This window comes from Nocardioides sp. NPDC006273 (genome assembly GCF_040613495.1).
Lineage (GTDB): Bacteria > Actinomycetota > Actinomycetes > Propionibacteriales > Nocardioidaceae > Nocardioides.
Map to the genome: position 1 here is coordinate 23,174 of NZ_JBEXSD010000025.1, position 15,760 is coordinate 38,933.

Genomic DNA, 15,760 nt, shown 5'->3' on the forward strand with positions numbered 1-15,760 from the left:
CGGCGAACGGCGCTGGCCGTCCGGGTCCGGCGGCCTTCACGTGAGAGAGACGGGGGCGAGGTGTGCCCATGACGCGACTATTTGCCACTTTGGAGTTACGAAATATCCACATCTGAGAAACATCACCTGGAGCCCGTACGCTGCGCGTCATGACCACGTCGTTGACGGAGATCACTCGGGAATGGGGGCGGATCGGCGTCATCGGGTTCGGCGGTCCGCCCGCCCACATCCGGTTGCTGCGTGAGACCGTCGTCGAGCGCCGCGGATGGGTGGAACCGGAGGAGTTCGAAGACGCGATCGCGACCTGCAACCTGCTCCCCGGACCTTCCTCGACGCAGCTGGCGATCTTCACTGCCTGGCGGGTCGGAGGCGCGCGCGGTGCGCTGGTCGGTGGCTTGGCGTTCATCCTGCCGGGGCTGGTGCTGATCCTCGCGTTGGCGGCCCTCTTCCTCGGTGACCCGCCCGCATGGGTGCTGGGCGCGGGCGCGGGGGCCGGTGCGGCGGTCGCTGCCGTGGCGGTGCAGGCGGGCTGGGCGCTCGTGCCGTCCTCCTACGAGCGGACCCCGTCGCGTCCGCGATGGCTTCTCTACGCCGTCATCGGGACCGTCGCCGCCGCGACAACCGGGGCATGGGTCGTCCTCGTGCTCGTCGGTGCCGGGCTCGTCGAGGTGGCGATGCGGAGGCCGTGGCGTACGAACTCCTTCCAGTCCGTCCTCACCGTGCCGTTCCTGGTCCAGGGCGGACTCACCGCCGCGGTGGCGGCGCCGCTTGCGTGGACGGCCTTCAAGGTCGGCGCGTTGTCGTACGGCGGCGGCTTCGTGATCATCCCGCTGATGCAGTCCGATGCGGTCGAACGCTACGGCTGGATGAGCGACGCCGAGTTCCTCAACGCGGTCGCGCTCGGGCAGATCACCCCGGGCCCGGTCGTCCACACGGTCGCGGTCGTCGGGTTCGCGGCGGCCGGTCTCCTCGGGGCGCTCGGCGCCGCGGTCATCGCCTTCGGGCCGTCGTTCGCGATGATCATCGCCGGCGGGCGGCACTTCGAGGCGCTACGTTCCTCGCCGCTCGCTCGTGCGTTCCTCGACGGCGCCGGGCCGGCGGCGATCGGCGCGATCCTCGGATCGGCGGTCCCGCTGGCACTGGCGACGAGCGAATGGTGGCAGTGGGTGGTGCTCGCCGCGGCCGGCGTACTCCTGCTGCTGCTGAAGCGCGGCGTGGTGCTCACGCTGCTGCTCGCTGCCGCGGTCGGGGTGGTTGTCGCGCTGGCTGGTGGGCCGCTGCCGTGAATGCTCACCGAGGTACCTCGGTGAACATCCGCGCCCTCGTCTAGAGGTAGAGCCCGCCGGAGGAGTCGCCGTGGTCGTTCTGGGCGCCCGACTGCTGGGGCCCGTCCTGGCCGGGGGCAGGGTGGCCCTCGGCGGAGAGAGTCACGCCCGGCGGCAGACCCTTGCGGATCTGCTCGAACTGGGCGCGGGCGGCGACCTGCTGAGCGTAGATCGCGGTCTGGATGCCGTGGAAGAGGCCCTCGAGCCAGCCGACCAGCTGCGCCTGCGCGATCCGGAGCTCACCGTCGGACGGAATCTGCTCCTCGGTGAACGGCAGCGAGAGTCGCTCCAGCTCTTCGACCAGCTCCGGGGCGAGCCCGGACTCGAGCTCCTTTATCGACGCCTGGTGGATCTCGCGGAGCCGGTTGCGGGAAGCCTCGTCGAGCGGGGCGGCCTTCACCTCTTCGAGCAGCTGGCGGATCATCGATCCGATCCGCATCACCTTCGCGGGCTGCTCCACGAGGTCGGTCACGTCGCGCTCTTCGTCCTCGGGGGCCTCCTGCGTGGTGGCGTCCTTGAGTACGTGGGCGGGCACCGAGATCGGCTGCCCGTCCGGGCCGATGACCACGACTTCCCCGGTCTGCTCCTGCGTCATGCGCTCAACCCTACCTAGCCCGCGGTGGTCAGCAGGATCTTGCCTGTGTGCGTGCCGGATTCCATGAGCCGGTGGGCCTCGGCCGCATCCTCCAGCGGAAGTACGTCCTGCACGACCGCCTTCACGTCACCGGCCTCGATCATCGGCCAGACGTGCGCGACGACCTCTTCGCAGATCGTCTCCTTCTGCTCGACCGGTCGCCCGCGAAGGTTGGTGGCGATCACCGCGCCCCGCTTGCGGAGCAGGGCGTTGATGTCGAGCTCCGCCTTGCTGCCGCCCTGCATGCCGATGATGACCAGCCGGCCTTCGGGGTTGAGGGCGTCGATGTTCCGGGCGAGGTACTTCGCGCCCATGTTGTCGAGGATGACATCGGCGCCGCCATAGACCTTGGCGACCTCGACGAAGTCCTGGTCCTTGTAGTTGATGGCCGCCTCGGCGCCGAGAGCCTTCACGAGCTCGGCCTTCTCCTCCGAGCCGACCGTGGTGATCACCCGGGCGCCGAGCCGGCTGGCGAGCTGGATCGCCATCGTGCCGATCCCACCGGCGCCGCCGTGGACCAGGAACGTCTCGTCAGGGGTCAGGCCACCGACCATGAACACGTTGGACCACACGGTTGTGGCGACCTCGGGGAGGGCTGCGGCGGTGACCAGGTCGACGCCCTCGGGCACCGGCATCACCTGACCGGCAGGGACAGCCACCTTCGTCGCATAGCCGCCCCCGGCCAGGAGAGCGCACACCTCGTCGCCCTCCTGCCACTCCTCGACACCTTCACCGACCGCGGAGACGACGCCGCTGCACTCCATCCCGATGATGTCGCTCGCGCCCTTCGGGGGCGGGTAGAAGCCCTGCCGCTGGAGCAGGTCCGCCCGGTTGAGTCCCGCAGCGGCGACGTCGATCACGACCTCGCCAGGCGCGGGCTCCGGGTCGGGGCGGTCGGTGACGGTGAGGACCTCGGGCCCTCCGGGCTGCTCGGCTACGACGGCTCGCATGCCACCCAGCCTAGGGGGCTGCGGGAGTGGCGAGCTGTGCCCCGGCGACGTGTAACACGTCGTTCGTAGGTCTATCCGGTCGTTATGACGACCGGATAGACCGTGTAACAGCGTGTTACAGCTCGCGTGAGGCGCCGCGGCGACCCCTCAGAGCGCCTTCAGATCGGTCCAGGTGTCGATGTCGCGGTGCTCGTCGCCCTCGGACGGGACCTCGATCAGCGTCAGATCGGTCAGCAGCGTGCGCAACGACATCCCGTGCTGCCCCTCGTGGTCCGGGCGGACGTCGGCGAGCCGTGCGGCGGAGAGCACCAGCGCCAGCTGTCGGCGGCCGTCGGGCCCGGCGAGCACCGCGCCGTCGTGGCCGAACGCCGCCTCCCGCAGCCGCGAAAGGGTCCGCGGTCGCAGGAAGGGCATGTCGACGGCAACCACCCCGACGTACGCCCGCGGCGTGAGGAGCGCGTCGACGCCGGTCAGCAGGGCGGCGACCGGGCCGCCGAAACGGGGATCCTCGCGGACGAAGGTCACCGGACGCTCGGTCCTCACCGGGTCGCCCACGATGACGACCTCGGTCGCGTCGACAACGGCGTCCAGCGCCCAGGCCAGCATCGTCCGTCCGCCGAGCTCGATCCCGGACTTGTCGATCCCGTCGAGGCGAGAGCTGCGTCCTCCGGCGAGCAACACCGCTGCGTACGGCTCCCATTCGTCCCAAGCAGTCACGCCGCCACCTCCGTCGCGCAAGCGCCAGAATACGGACGCGGCGGCGTGATGATTCGACGGCTCACTCGCTGGCGCTCGTTCACGCGGCCGACTCTAGTCTGGACATATGACCACCTGGAACAGCCTCCGGATCAGCCTCGTGCAGCACGCCTCGGGACTCGAGCCCGATGCCAACCGGGCGCTCCTGGACGAGCTCACCCCGCAGGGCAGTGACCTGGTCGTCTTCCCTGAGGTCTTCGCGCGCGACTTCGGCAAGCCGGGGTCCGACCTGAGCCCCTACGCCGAGGAACCTGACGGGCCCTTCGGGACCGAGCTGTCGCGGGTGGCGGAGAAGCGCGGGAGCACAGTGGTGGCCGGGATGCTCGAGACCAGCGGCGATCCCGACGGCAGGCCGTTCAACACGTTGCTCGTGCGGGGCGGGGCGGTGGCGGCGTACCGGAAGATCCATCTCTACGACTCCTTCGGCTACAAGGAGTCCGACGCGCTGGTCGCGGGTGCGACCGAACCGGTGGTGGTCGATGTCGGCGGGGTGCCAACCGGCCTGATGACCTGCTACGACCTGCGCTTTCCCGAGCTCGCCCGGCGGCTGGTCGAGCAGGGCGCCGAGCTGATCGTGCTGCCGGCGGCGTGGGTGGCCGGGCCACGCAAGGTCGACCACTGGCGCACCCTCGTGCGCGCACGCGCGGTCGAGAACACCGTCTTCATCGCGGCCGCCGCCCAGTCGGCGCCGCGCTACTGCGGACACTCGATGGTCGTCGACCCGCTCGGAGACGTGCTGGCCGAGGCCGGGGACGGCGACGAGATCATCTCCGCGACGATCGACCGGGCCGTCCTGGACGAGGCTCGGCGGACCAACCCGTCCCTGGTCAACCGCAGAATGTGACCCTCGTCAACAACTCCCCGTCACAGCGGTAAACGGATATCGATGACTCGTTAGGTTCACCCCTTCCCCGGTATCCTCGCCTGTTATGGACCGAGCCCCCCGCCGTCGCGCTGACAAGAGCAAGCGTGGCCGTCGTGCAGCCGGTCGCAGCGAGCCCACACCCGCTTATGTCGAGCCCACCTCGAGCGAGGCGCTGGCGTATGGCCAGTGGGCGGAGGACGACTGGTCCGGCTACCAGGAGCCCAGCCAGGACACCGGTCAGCCCTTCGACACACAGAGCAACGGGCAGAGCTGGAGCACGAACGGTTGGACCGACGAGACGTGGTACGACGAGCGTCAGCCGTCTCCGGACGCATCTCCCACGGGTGGTGGCCGACGGATCGCCGGGCGCGCCGAGGCGGAGCAGCCGGACGAGCCGAACGGCTACACCGGAAAGCGTGCAGCGCGGACGGCGCCGGAGGAGGACCCCTATGGCGGCTACCCGGCGCCCGGGTTCCGCACCGAGCCGGAGCCCGCGCTGAGCGGGCCGACCGCGCCCCCGCCGAGCGCACGGCAGATGCCGGCGTACTCCACCACGGGGACCTACGTCGGGATGACCGGTCTGGCGCAGGCGCCGCAGACGCCGTCCCACGTGCAGCAGCCCGCCTACCCGGCTGACCCCTACCAGGCCGACCCTTATCAGGCTGACCCTTACCAGTCCGATCCCTACCAGTCCGGCCATCTCGAGCCGGTCCGCGGTCCGGCTGCTCCCTACGAGCCGGAGTCGGCTGGTCGCCCTGCCGCGGCGGCCAAGGTGACCTCGTTCCTCGCCCAGCCGCGAGTTCCCGGAGCCGGTGCCGCCCGCGCCGGTCTCGGCATCATCGAGAGCCTGACCGCCGGCACCGTCCGGGCGATCTGGCTGGCCGCGCTCGCCGTCGGCCTGCTGGGCCTGGCGGTCAGCGCCTTCGACCTGGGCCCGCAGATCCTCGGCGGCCTCGGCGCCGCCGTCGTCGGCACCGCCTTCACCTTCGCGCTGGCCCACCGCACCGGCGGCCGGCCGCTGATCTTCGGCTCGCTGGCCGGGGTCGCCGGGCTCGTCGTGGTGCTCGTGGACAACGAGGCCCTGCGTACGGGGGCGGCGGTTCTGGTCGCATCGGTCGCAGCGGTCCTCGCCGTGATGAGCACGGTCCCGTCGCGTCGCTTCCCGAAGACGATCCGAGAGGCATTCATCGCCGTCGGCATCGCCGCGCTCGGAAGCTTCGCCGCGCTCGGCTTCCAGCCGGTCGTGATGGTCTCCCGATTCGAGTACGCAACGCTCGCCTGCTCGCTCGCCATCGCCTTCTTCGCGGTCTACCGCCTCGGTGCCGGCCTGCACGGCCTCGGCCGGCGCGGCGCGATCGTGGTCGGTATCGGCGGCTTGATGCTCGCGCTCACCCTGATCTACGCCGAGATGCTGCGCCGCTACGGCAGCACCGACCTGATCGACTCGGTCGACGACATGCAGCGCTGGTGCCGCATCCACCTCGGCGGCTACCCGCACCCGATCCAGGCGCTCTTCGGAGTCCCCGCGCTGGTCTGGGGCACCCACATGCGTGCTCGTCGCCGCCAGGGCTGGTGGGTCTGCCTCTTCGGTGTCGCGCTCACCGCGCCGGTCGCCAGCACCTTCCTCAACCCCGACATCGGGCTCGCCGAGGCTGCGCTCTCGATCGTCTACAGCATCGTCATCGGTCTGGCGATCGCCTTCATCATCATCCGCATCGACCTCGCCCTCACCGGTTCCACGCAGGCCGGAAGTGGCCGCAGGGCGGCGCGTGAGGCCGACGAGGCCAGCGCCGTGCGGCCGGAGCCGGGGCGCACCCACGCGTTGCTCTGAGGCGCCTCCTGGCTGGGTCTACCTTCGGGTAACCCATAGGTTCGGCTCATGAACCGCAGAACCCCCACCACGATCGCTGCTGAGATGGTCGCGAACGTCATGAGCGTCGGAGTGCAGCCTGGAGACAAGGTTGCCGCTGGGGACACCGTCATGCTCCTGGAGTCGATGAAGATGGAGATCCCGGTCCTCGCCGAGGCGGCGGGCACCGTGGCGGCGGTCAAGGTCGCCAGCGGAGATGTCGTCCAGGAGGGCGACATCCTCGTCGAGTTGAGCGCCTGAGGCTCAGGACTACTAGACTCAGTTCCCGCGCCCACGGGCGCATGGAGGGGTGCCGGAGTGGCCGATCGGAACCGCCTTGAAAGCGGTCGTAGGGAGACCTACCGCGGGTTCGAATCCCGCCCCCTCTGCCAAGTGCCAGCGAAAGCTGGCCGAGGCTAGACCTCCTGCAGGTGCCGATCGACGTCGATCATCAACCGCCGCAGCTCGAGGAGAAGATCCTCGATGTCCGTGCGGTCGAGCACGTCGTCGGCGAGGACGGCGAGCCGGCTCAGCAGCGTGCCCCGGTCGCGGAGCGCGTTGACGTCGCTGAGGGCGCGCCACTCCTGGCCGGTGTCGAGGACCATCAGCGCCTCGCGTACGCCTGCGAGGCGCTGACGCACCGACCAGCGCCATAGGCCGACGTTGGCGCCAGGGCGGGGAGCGGCGATCGCGGTATCCAGGGCCCGAAGAGCGTCCGACATTTTAGGAAGCACACCTGTCATGAGCAGATTGTGACCTAGGTCACGTCAGGGAGCAAGCCGATGCGGCTCTCGGGCTCCGTGTCGGCCACAATGGGAGCGTGTCATCTGCTGAGCTCACCTACTACCGCCTTGCCCCCACCGTGCAGGCCCGCCTCCTCGGTGCCGCCGTGGTCGGTCTGGCGCTGCTGGTCTTCGCCGGCACGGCTGTCGTGATCGCGGCTCGGATCGACTTCGCGTGGCTCTTCGTCCCGCTGGTCCTCGGCATCGCCGCAGTGATCGGGTTCGGCTGGTGGCTCCGCAACAAGGCGTACGTCCTGCGCGCCAGCGCCCAGGGCTACCGAGTCGCGTTCGTGCGTGGTGCCGGGGTGCGCGAGGCTCGCTGGGCCGACATCCAGGAGGCGGTGACCACGATACCCGCCGGCTCGCCGTGCCTGGAGCTGCGGCTCAAGAAGGGCGGCGCGACCACCATTCCCGTGACCATCATCGGCATCGATCGGGAGCAGTTCGTGCGCGAGATCCAGGGCTATCTGAAGGCCACGATCAAGCCCCTCGACACCACCTCAGGCCAGACCGACGCCTCCTGATTGGTCCCAGGCGCTCAGGTGTTGCTAGCCTGATCGCGCGGTATGGAGGCGTCGCCTAGTCCGGTCTATGGCGCTCGACTGCTAATCGAGTTTGGGGCTTAAACCCCATCGAGGGTTCAAATCCCTCCGCCTCCGCCAGTTTCAACGAGTTTGGCCCCCTTTGGTTGGGGGCCAAACTGCGTTCTGACCTGCATCTTTGAGCACTGCGAAAGTCCGCACGCCGGAACATGGGTTACCCGAAAGTACCCAACCTGCACAATAATCATCCCGTAGGCCTCTCGGCACCTGTTCGGCCTCGAGACCAGGAAGGTAAGAACATGAAGCTCGTACGCACTGCGGCGGCTATCGCGCTGGCCTCGGCGGCAACGGTTGTGGTCACGCTGTTCCCAGCAGGCCAGGCCCAGGCAGACATCACCTGGGGAGTCGGTGCTGAGCAGGGAGAGACGGTCCAGGCGAAGGACATCACCTGGGGTCTCACCGGCGCCTCAGCCTCGAAGACTCAGGCGAAGGACATCACCTGGGGCTGACCGCCCCAGCATCAGTTGTCATCGATGGCGTTCGACCCGCTTCGCCCGATCTCGTAGCCGAGTTGGAAGCGGGTATCGACGCCGAACTCGTCCTTGAGGTCGGCGACGTAGCCAGCGTAGGTTCTCGGGCTGACGCCCAATCGCTTTGATGCGGCCGGGTCCGAGTGTCCTTCGATCAGCATCCGGAGGGTCATCGACCGCTGCTCGCTGGCGATGTCTTTCAGGGTGGACGGGTCGCCGTGCCCGAACGGCCGCCCTCGTTCCCAGGCCCGCTCGAAGACATCGACTAGATACGCGACGACAGACGGCTCGCGAACAGCGACAGCGACGTCAACGCCTTCCGGGCTGGGAATGACTGCGATCCGGCGGTCGAAGATCAGAATCCGGTTGAAGAACTCATCAAGTGTGCGGACCTCGCCGCCCGCCGCAACGACTGCTGAAACGTATTCCCTGGTTTCGCTGCTGCGCCTCGCGGCGTGCTGGTAGAGCGTGCGCATCGTGACGCCCCGTTCGATCATCGCCTGCTCCTTGGCGATCGCTTCTGCCAGCGCGTCCCCGCCAGCTCTCCTGTTCTGAGGCTGCGCGGTGAGCGCCTCGAACTCGCACTCCGCGGCGAGCGAGTCGACGAACGGTTGGATCGCGGGGCGATGCACGTAGGTGAAGGGGCCACGCTCGTCATTGGGAGCCGATCGTCGCCACGCGCTGCGCAGCGTAGTGAAGTGGTTGGCCCAATCGGCCGACTCCTGGAGCAGTCGGATGCCCTCTTGCGTCATCGGCGCGACGATCTGTGCCTGGACGGTCGCCGGGTCGACAGGCACCCAGCTGGCGTCATCTTCGCCGGCCTGGCGAACCAGCCCGAGCTCGATCAGCGAGGCCAGCGCGTCGGCGAACTCTCCGCCTTGACTGATCCGCGCGTCTGATGCAGGAATCTCGCCTCTGTCCGCGATGAGTTCGAACAGCTCGATGCTCTTGGCCTCGAGCATTTCGTGCGTTCCTGGCGTGCGGCCCCCGTTGGTCACGTTCTTCTCCTCGCCGGACGGCGTGGGTTGACGCTTGCTCACGCTCCACCTCCCCGATGCTGTGGCTGGCGCCAGATCCTCTCACACGTGGCGATTTCTGGTCACGGACCATCATCCGCTAATCTTCTACACGTTGCTTCGGTAACACTGCGCCTGTAGCTCAACGGATAGAGCATCTGACTACGGATCAGAAGGTTTGGGGTTCGAATCCCTACAGGCGCGCAGAACACGAAAGGCCCACTTCCCTGACCGGGACGTGGGCCTTTCTCGGCTCAACGGCTGCCGGAGTGATAGTCCTCGCATCGCCACCTCAACGCGGTGCGGACGGCGGGGCTAGAGGTCGAGGAGGGCGGTGAGGGCCGTGGTCTTGCTGTTCATCGGGAAGAGGACGTGCAGGCTGGTGTGGCCCGCGATCTGCGGCGGGCCCTGAGTCCGTCGGGGCGACGATCCGCCCGACCACCACTCGGAGGCTGCTCACCCGACCGTCGTACGCGGGATCCAGGCCGAGGATCCGAAGGTCGCGGACCAGGAGCTCGGTGTCGTGATCTTCTGTCATGCCGCCACCGTATGGACGCCGTCGCAGCGCAAACAGGACGACACGGTCTCAGTGCGCCTCGAGGCGGCTGTGGAGCACCTGCTCGAAGCGCTGCACGTCACCGCCTGCGCGCTCGAGGTCCGCCGCATCGAGCATGACGGTCAGATCGGTCTCGGTCCGGATCAGGACGACCGGCGCTCCCGCCGTACGGACGACGTCGGCTACGTCGGCGGGCATCTCGTTGAGGTGCAGCGTTGTGAACGGGACGGGGAGTCGAGCGAGGAGCTCGTCCCAGCTGGGCTTTCGGCGCAGTGGCGAGTGGGTGATGTCGCACAGGGAGCAGTGGCGGCTGCCACGAAGGCGCCCCCACACGTAGGCGGCCTCTCCGCGCAGCCCGCTGTCGGCGTCGTAGACCCCGACCAGCTCTTTCGCCTGCATCCGGCGATGGTAGTTGGAACGTCCCGATTGCGCGCTCCGGTCGAGGCGCGGCCCCATAATGTCCCGGTGACCCTTCCTCAGCTCCTCGGGCGCCTGCGCCAGGTCAAGCCTCTCGGTTCCGGTGGATTCGCCGAGGTGTGGCTCTACCAAGACCCGGTCCTCGACTCGCTGGTGGCCGTGAAGGTGCTCAGTGCGCAATGGACTCAGGCGTCCGACATCCGGGAGCGGTTCCTGCAGGAGGCGCGCTTCCTTCGGTCGGTCGACTCGCCCCACGTCGTCTCGGTCCACGACATCGGCGAGACCCCGTCGGGTGCGCCCTACTTCGTGATGTCGTACGCCGACGCGGGAAGCGTCGCGGAGCTGATCACCCAGCACCCGCAAGGCATGCCGCCGCAGATGGTGGCCGGCGTGGTGGCACAGGCCGCGTCCGGTCTCGACGCACTGCACGCGCTCTCGGTCATCCATCGCGACGTGAAGCCGGCCAACATCCTGCTCACCGGCGGGTCCGACGGTCGGCTGCGCGCGATGGTCGCCGACCTCGGCGTGGCCCGCGCGCTCGACCAGCACTCGGAGGTGACCAGGCAGATCGGGACGCCCGCCTACATGGCGCCCGAGCAGTTCGACGAGTCGCTGCCGATCGACCATCGTGCCGACGTACGCAGCCTGGGCGCGGTTGCGTGGGCGATGTTCGCGGGCCGCTCACCCGCGCCCGCGTTGACGGTCGTGTCCCGGGTTCCCGACCTCGGCACGGTCGCGCCCGTGCCGGCAACGGTGTCCGCGGTGATCATGCGCGCCCTGGAGCCGCGGGCCGAGGACCGCTGGCCGGACGCAGGGAGCTTCGCCGCAGCGCTCACCGCTGCGGCCGACGGGAGGGCAGTCGTCGTACCGCCTCCTTCGGATGCGCCGACCGTGCTCCGTTCGCCGTCCCCGTCCCCGACGCAGCCGCAGCCGTCGCCCGTGCGCCGCCGGCGCAACTCCGTCCTCGTCGCGGCCGCCGTCGGCGTCGCGCTGGTTCTTGTCGGTGCGACGACCTGGTTCGTGGCGCGCGGCGGTCCGGCCGAGGATCCGGCCAGCGGCACGGAGACCGCGGCTGGGAAGCCGGTCAGCGGCGCGGAGACCGCGGCCGTCCGGTTCGTCGACGCGCTCCAGGCAGGTGACTGCGAGGCCGCCGGCCTCTACATGCCTGACCTCGACGATCCGGCCGCTTGGGACTGCACCGACGACGCCAACGGCGGCGACGGCTTCTACTACCACATCCTCGAAGACCTCGACGCCGCCGGCGAGCGGCGGGTCGAGGACCTCGGGGACGGGCTCTTCCGGGTGGTCTGGGTGGACCAGGGCTACGTCAACATGCAGCGCCAGGAGGACACCCTGTTCGAGGTGCAGGCGGTCGTCTGCTGCTAGCCCGAGACCCGGGTGACGGTCCCGGGCAGGCTGAGAAGAACGAAGGCACCGGTTGCGGCGAGAGTTCGCAGGGTGTGGAAGATCAGCCACGGCTTCTCGAACGCGGACACGGAGCCGCCGTTCGCCAGGGCGTCGTTCAGCGGCAGGTTCGCCGCGAAGGTGATGACGACAGCGGCGACGGCCAGGCAGGCGGCGGTGATGGCGAGCGGGCTCCGATGCCATCCGAGGAGAATCAGGGCCAGGAGCGGGGCGCCGAGGAAGAAGGCCAGGAACACCGGGTTGACGATGACCACGTTGAGCCGGTTCATGACCCGTGCGTAGACCTCGTCCGGCTGGCCGTGCAGCGCCGGCATGAAGGCGACCAGGAAGGCGATGTAGACGCCGGCGGTGACGCCGTTGAGCAGCCTCGCGCCGGTGAGTACGACCTCGCTCATGCCCGCTCGCTCCGGTCGAGATCGTCGATGCTCCGAGCAGCGCGGCCCAGGACCGTCTCGACGTCGCTGGTCATATGCGCGTTGCGTCCGTCGAGAACCTCTTCGAAGAGGTACGCCAGCCCGGCCGCGTCGGCCGCCGGCAATCCGGCTTCGGTCAGGACCGTGATGTAGTCCTCGGTGGGCATGGAGTGGTACGCGACGGTGGGCCCGCCGATGGCGTGCGCGGCCTCCTCGAAGCTGAGCAGCCGAGGCCCGGTGAGCTCCAGGACCCGGCCGACGTAGCCCTTGTCGAGGAGGGTTGCGACGGCGACGTCGGCGATGTCGTCGGCGTCGACGAACGGCTCGGTGGCGGTGTGCTCGACCATGGTGAGCGACCCGGCCGCGAGCTCGTCCGCGAACGCGCCTTCGGTGAAGTTCTGCACGAAGAAGGCCGAACGCAGGATCGTCCACTCGGCGCCCGAGGCCATCATGGCCTGCTCGGCTCGCTGGGCACCGTCCTCGCCGCGACCGGAGAGCAGTACGAGACGGCTGCAGCCCGCGGCGACCGCCTGAGCGGCGAACGCGCCGATGATCTCGTCGGCACCCGGAAGGCCGAGGTCGGGCTGGAAGGTCAGATAGGCCGACGTGCAGCCGTCGACGGCTTCGGACCAGGTGGTCTGGTCGTGCCAGTCGAACCGGGGCGTCGAGTGGCGGGTGACCCCACGTACGTCGTGGTCAAGGGTCTGGAGGCGGCGGGCGACGCGCTGCCCGGTCTTGCCGGTGGCGCCGGTGATGAGAGTTGTCATGCCTTTAATCTGGCTTGCCGCGAGCGACGATGGAATACGCCCAACTCCAGGCAGCATGCGTTATCGTCTCACCATGTCGTCACTGGATCTGCTCATGGACGGTCCACGGGCCCAGGCCGCCTTCCTGCTGAAGGCAGTGTTCGCCGGGGAGTGGTCGATCACCGCCGAGGACGAGGTGCCGCTCACGGTCATCGCGATCGCCCGCGGCGAGGCGGTCTTCACCGGCTGCGAGGGACCGCAGAAGGTGTCAGCCGGTGACGTGATCGTGTGCCGCGGGCCGGCGACCTACGTCATCGCCGACTCGGCCGATCGCCTCGCCGACATCCGGATCCTGCCCGGCCAGGTCTGCGTCGACCCTCACGGGGCTCTGCTCGCCGAGGAGCTGGCGCTCGGCGTACGCACCTGGGGAAACAGTCGCTCGCCGGAGGCGACCGTGATGCTCATCGGGACCTATGAGCGCGAGACATCGGTGGGCTCGCTGCTGTTGTCCCGGCTGCCGACCAGCGTGGTGCTGCGTGGCTTCGACACCGCCGTTCTCGACCTGCTGTCGACAGAGCTGGTGCGTGAGGAGGCCGGACAGGCGGCTCTGCTCGACCGGCTGCTGGACGTACTCGTGGTCAAAGCCGTGCGTGAGGTGCTTGCGGACTCACCGGCACTTCCTGCCGACGAGGCCGTGGCCGCGGTGCTGCGGGCGATGGAACAGCACCCCGAGCTGCCCTGGACGGTCGCCGGTCTCGGTGAGCAGGTCGGTCTCTCGCGAGCCGCTCTGGCGCGCCGCTTCACCGAGCAGGTCGGCGAGCCACCGCTGGCGTACCTGACCCGGTGGCGGCTCGCTCTGGCCGCAGACCTGCTGGTCGGCACGGACCTGACGCTGTCGGCGATCGCCGCCCGCGTCGGCTACGCCAACCCGTTCGCACTCAGCGCTGCCTTCAAGCGCCTCCACGGCACCTCGCCGACCTCCTACCGGAGCCGCCATGTCGCCTGAGGCCCTGGCCTACTCCTCGCGAAGGATCTTCGGCGGCCCCGCCGATGACGCCTCGCCGCGCTCGACGGCGGCGGTGTGGCTGGCGAGCGCGCGTTCGAGGAGCTCCATGAGAGGGGTCTCCTCGCGCGCCATCTGCAGGTATTCCGGGCCGAGGGAGATGATGAGGTCGCGCTCGGCGAGGAGGGCGTTGTGGATGCGCTCACGCTCGGCGGGGTCGCTGGTGTACTCCGAGTCCAGGTACGCGGCGGCGTGCCGGCGGGCGTTGGCGATGGCGTTCTTGGCCCGGCCGCGCTTGCTGAAGAGGGACGCGACGACGGTGACCACGAGTACGCCGAGGATGACGCTCAGGGACAGGCCGGTGCTGATCTCGACCACCTGCACGGGATCGCCGTCGTTGATGAACGGGACGTTGTTCTCGTGGAGCGCGTGCAGGACCAGCTTCACGCCGATGAAGGCGAGGATCGCGGCCAGCCCGTAGGACAGGAAGATGAGCCGGTCGAGGAGGCCGTCGAGCAGGAAGTAGAGCTGGCGCAGGCCGAGCAGGGAGAACGCGGTTGCGGTGAAGACGAGGTAGACGTTCTGCGTCAGACCGAAGATCGCGGGGATCGAGTCGAGCGCGAACAGGATGTCGGTGCCGCCGATGGCCACCATCACCAGCAGCATCGGCGTCAGGATGCGCTTGCCGTTCTCCATCGTGAAGAGCTTGTCGCCGTCGTAGTGCTCGCTGACGTGGAACATCTTCCTGGCCAGCCGGACGACGAAGTTCTCCTTGTCGGAGTCGTCGTCGGGCTTCAGCATGTTGCCGGCCGTCAGCAGCAGGATCAGCCCGAACAGGTAGAACACCCAGGCGAAGGTGTTGATCAGAGCCGCGCCCACGAAGATGAAGCCGGTGCGCGCGATCAGCGAGAAGGTGATCCCGAAGAGCAGCACCTTCTGCTGGTCCTCGCGGGGCACCCGGAAGCTGGTGATGATGATCAGGAAGACGAACAGGTTGTCGACCGAGAGCGCCTTCTCGGTGATGTAACCGGCGAAGTACTCCCCACCCATCGTGCCGCCACCGATGATCAGCACACCGACGCCGAAGAGCAGCGCGATCGCGACGTAGAGAGCCGACCAGGTGGCCGCCTCCTTCAGCGTGGGCGTGTGGGCCTTGCGTACGTGGAAGAAGTAGTCGAACGCGAGCAGGCCGACGATCGCGGCCACGGTGGCCACCCACACCCATGTCGGTGCGCCCATGCTGACAACCCCCTGGAGTCGGTCCGAGTGAGACTCGCGGACCAGCCTAGGCGGAGGTGCGCGGGATCGACACCCCATCGAGGATCTGGGGGAGCGCGTCGTCTAGAAGCCGGTCGGCACGAGGGTCGTCGGGCCGGATCGTACGCATCGTGAGGCTGTGCAGGAAGACGCCCATCATCGTCTGGGCGAGGAGGTCGGTCGGCATCGTGGAGGTGCAGTCGAGGCGGTCCAGGGCGAGCTCGACCACCTCGACGAGCTGCTCGCTGAGCGCCGTGAAGGTCGCCGAGCTGATCTCTCGCGCATCAGGGTCGCGCAGGCTCTGCAGCACCACCTCGCTCTGCAGGACGTACCACCGGTCCTGCACGGGCCCGACCGCGTCGAAGGCCGCTCTGATCAGCGATCCGCTCGAGTCGGCGTCGCTGTGGTCGGCGACGGCGGTGCGTACGGCATCGATCAGCCTCTCGGACTCCTCCTTGAACGCCTCGAGGAGCACCTCCTCGACGCTGCCGAAGTTGGAATAGAAGGCTCCGCGTGTGTAGCCGGCGGCGCTGACCAGGTCGTCGACGGTGACTCGGCGCGCCCCGCGCTCGACGAAGACGTCGACGGCCGCGGCCAGCAGTCGCGCGCGGGTGTTCGTACGTCGCCTGGGGGCCTTCACCTCGGTCATGTAGCAATCCTCACATATGCCGACGATACATTTTCGTATCGAATG

General features: G+C 68.8%; 18 protein-coding genes and 3 tRNA genes. 11 read left to right on the plus strand and 10 right to left on the minus strand.

What is annotated here, in order from left to right:
- The first annotated feature begins 149 nt into the window (after positions 1-149).
- The gene (chrA, locus tag ABZZ22_RS12955) at positions 150-1,286 is read left to right on the plus strand and encodes a chromate efflux transporter (protein WP_354931688.1); all 1,137 of its coding nucleotides are present in this window, start codon (positions 150-152) and stop codon (positions 1,284-1,286) included.
- Between the two features lie 40 nt (positions 1,287-1,326).
- On the opposite strand, the gene ABZZ22_RS12960 is transcribed toward chrA, so the two are convergent.
- From ABZZ22_RS12960 to ABZZ22_RS12970, 3 genes are all read right to left on the minus strand, one after another.
- Positions 1,327-1,920 carry a bacterial proteasome activator family protein gene (locus ABZZ22_RS12960; RefSeq protein ID WP_354931690.1) on the minus strand — a complete coding sequence of 198 codons (594 nt, stop codon included), beginning with the start codon at positions 1,918-1,920 and terminating at the stop codon, positions 1,327-1,329.
- Positions 1,921-1,934: 14 nt separating this feature from the next.
- The gene (locus ABZZ22_RS12965; RefSeq protein ID WP_354931693.1) at positions 1,935-2,909 is read right to left on the minus strand and encodes an NAD(P)H-quinone oxidoreductase; all 975 of its coding nucleotides are present in this window, start codon (positions 2,907-2,909) and stop codon (positions 1,935-1,937) included.
- A gap of 147 nt (positions 2,910-3,056) precedes the next feature.
- Positions 3,057-3,626: a molybdenum cofactor guanylyltransferase gene (locus ABZZ22_RS12970; RefSeq protein WP_354931696.1), complete on the minus strand. Its 570-nt coding sequence runs from the start codon at positions 3,624-3,626 to the stop codon at positions 3,057-3,059.
- Between the two features lie 106 nt (positions 3,627-3,732).
- Between ABZZ22_RS12970 and ABZZ22_RS12975 the strand changes: the two genes are divergently transcribed.
- From ABZZ22_RS12975 to ABZZ22_RS12990, 4 genes are all read left to right on the plus strand, one after another.
- Positions 3,733-4,509 (plus strand): carbon-nitrogen hydrolase family protein, encoded by a 777-nt coding sequence (locus tag ABZZ22_RS12975; RefSeq protein WP_354931699.1) that lies wholly within the window; start codon positions 3,733-3,735, stop codon positions 4,507-4,509.
- An 85-nt stretch (positions 4,510-4,594) separates the two neighbouring features.
- On the plus strand, positions 4,595-6,361 hold the full coding sequence (locus ABZZ22_RS12980; RefSeq protein WP_354931702.1) for a hypothetical protein: 1,767 nt from the start codon (positions 4,595-4,597) through the stop codon (positions 6,359-6,361).
- A 48-nt stretch (positions 6,362-6,409) separates the two neighbouring features.
- Positions 6,410-6,640, plus strand: a complete 231-nt coding sequence (locus ABZZ22_RS12985; protein WP_354931705.1) for a biotin/lipoyl-binding carrier protein — start codon at positions 6,410-6,412, stop codon at positions 6,638-6,640.
- A gap of 43 nt (positions 6,641-6,683) precedes the next feature.
- Positions 6,684-6,771 (plus strand) — tRNA-Ser (locus ABZZ22_RS12990).
- Between the two features lie 24 nt (positions 6,772-6,795).
- Here ABZZ22_RS12990 and ABZZ22_RS12995 read toward each other — a convergent pair.
- On the minus strand, positions 6,796-7,101 hold the full coding sequence (locus tag ABZZ22_RS12995) for a hypothetical protein (RefSeq protein ID WP_354931708.1): 306 nt from the start codon (positions 7,099-7,101) through the stop codon (positions 6,796-6,798).
- A gap of 98 nt (positions 7,102-7,199) precedes the next feature.
- Here ABZZ22_RS12995 and ABZZ22_RS13000 point away from each other — a divergent pair, with 98 nt between their 5' ends.
- The 3 genes from ABZZ22_RS13000 (at position 7,200) to ABZZ22_RS13010 (ending at position 8,212) form a co-directional block, all read left to right on the plus strand.
- Complete coding sequence (locus tag ABZZ22_RS13000) at positions 7,200-7,685, plus strand: hypothetical protein (protein ID WP_354931711.1); 486 nt, start codon at positions 7,200-7,202, stop codon at positions 7,683-7,685.
- Positions 7,686-7,729: 44 nt separating this feature from the next.
- A tRNA-Ser gene (locus tag ABZZ22_RS13005) sits at positions 7,730-7,823 on the plus strand.
- 179 nt (positions 7,824-8,002) lie between these two features.
- On the plus strand, positions 8,003-8,212 hold the full coding sequence (locus ABZZ22_RS13010) for a hypothetical protein (RefSeq protein ID WP_354931714.1): 210 nt from the start codon (positions 8,003-8,005) through the stop codon (positions 8,210-8,212).
- An 11-nt stretch (positions 8,213-8,223) separates the two neighbouring features.
- Here ABZZ22_RS13010 and ABZZ22_RS13015 read toward each other — a convergent pair whose 3' ends face one another.
- Complete coding sequence (locus tag ABZZ22_RS13015) at positions 8,224-9,273, minus strand: LuxR family transcriptional regulator (protein WP_354931717.1); 1,050 nt, start codon at positions 9,271-9,273, stop codon at positions 8,224-8,226.
- 107 nt (positions 9,274-9,380) lie between these two features.
- Here ABZZ22_RS13015 and ABZZ22_RS13020 point away from each other — a divergent pair.
- Positions 9,381-9,453, plus strand: a tRNA-Arg gene (locus ABZZ22_RS13020).
- Positions 9,454-9,835: 382 nt separating this feature from the next.
- On the opposite strand, the gene ABZZ22_RS13025 is transcribed toward ABZZ22_RS13020, so the two are convergent.
- Positions 9,836-10,204: a hypothetical protein gene (locus ABZZ22_RS13025; RefSeq protein ID WP_354931720.1), complete on the minus strand. Its 369-nt coding sequence runs from the start codon at positions 10,202-10,204 to the stop codon at positions 9,836-9,838.
- 66 nt (positions 10,205-10,270) lie between these two features.
- On the opposite strand from ABZZ22_RS13025, the gene ABZZ22_RS13030 reads away from it, so the two are divergent.
- Positions 10,271-11,608: a serine/threonine-protein kinase gene (locus ABZZ22_RS13030; RefSeq protein WP_354931723.1), complete on the plus strand. Its 1,338-nt coding sequence runs from the start codon at positions 10,271-10,273 to the stop codon at positions 11,606-11,608.
- Here the strand turns inward: ABZZ22_RS13030 and ABZZ22_RS13035 are convergent.
- Together ABZZ22_RS13035 and ABZZ22_RS13040 are read right to left on the minus strand one after the other, a co-directional pair.
- Complete coding sequence (locus tag ABZZ22_RS13035) at positions 11,605-12,042, minus strand: anthrone oxygenase family protein (protein WP_354931726.1); 438 nt, start codon at positions 12,040-12,042, stop codon at positions 11,605-11,607. The genes ABZZ22_RS13030 and ABZZ22_RS13035 overlap by 4 nt on opposite strands.
- The gene (locus tag ABZZ22_RS13040) at positions 12,039-12,827 is read right to left on the minus strand and encodes an NmrA family transcriptional regulator (protein WP_354931729.1); all 789 of its coding nucleotides are present in this window, start codon (positions 12,825-12,827) and stop codon (positions 12,039-12,041) included. The genes ABZZ22_RS13035 and ABZZ22_RS13040 overlap by 4 nt, the downstream gene beginning before the upstream one ends.
- Before the next feature lie 73 nt (positions 12,828-12,900).
- Here ABZZ22_RS13040 and ABZZ22_RS13045 point away from each other — a divergent pair, with 73 nt between their 5' ends.
- Positions 12,901-13,812 (plus strand): AraC family transcriptional regulator, encoded by a 912-nt coding sequence (locus ABZZ22_RS13045; RefSeq protein ID WP_354931732.1) that lies wholly within the window; start codon positions 12,901-12,903, stop codon positions 13,810-13,812.
- A gap of 9 nt (positions 13,813-13,821) precedes the next feature.
- Here the strand turns inward: ABZZ22_RS13045 and ABZZ22_RS13050 are convergent, their stop codons facing one another.
- Both ABZZ22_RS13050 and ABZZ22_RS13055 read right to left on the minus strand, forming a co-directional pair.
- The gene (locus ABZZ22_RS13050) at positions 13,822-15,048 is read right to left on the minus strand and encodes a TerC family protein (RefSeq protein WP_354931735.1); all 1,227 of its coding nucleotides are present in this window, start codon (positions 15,046-15,048) and stop codon (positions 13,822-13,824) included.
- Between the two features lie 46 nt (positions 15,049-15,094).
- The gene (locus tag ABZZ22_RS13055) at positions 15,095-15,715 is read right to left on the minus strand and encodes a TetR/AcrR family transcriptional regulator (protein ID WP_354931738.1); all 621 of its coding nucleotides are present in this window, start codon (positions 15,713-15,715) and stop codon (positions 15,095-15,097) included.
- Positions 15,716-15,760 lie beyond the last annotated feature (45 nt).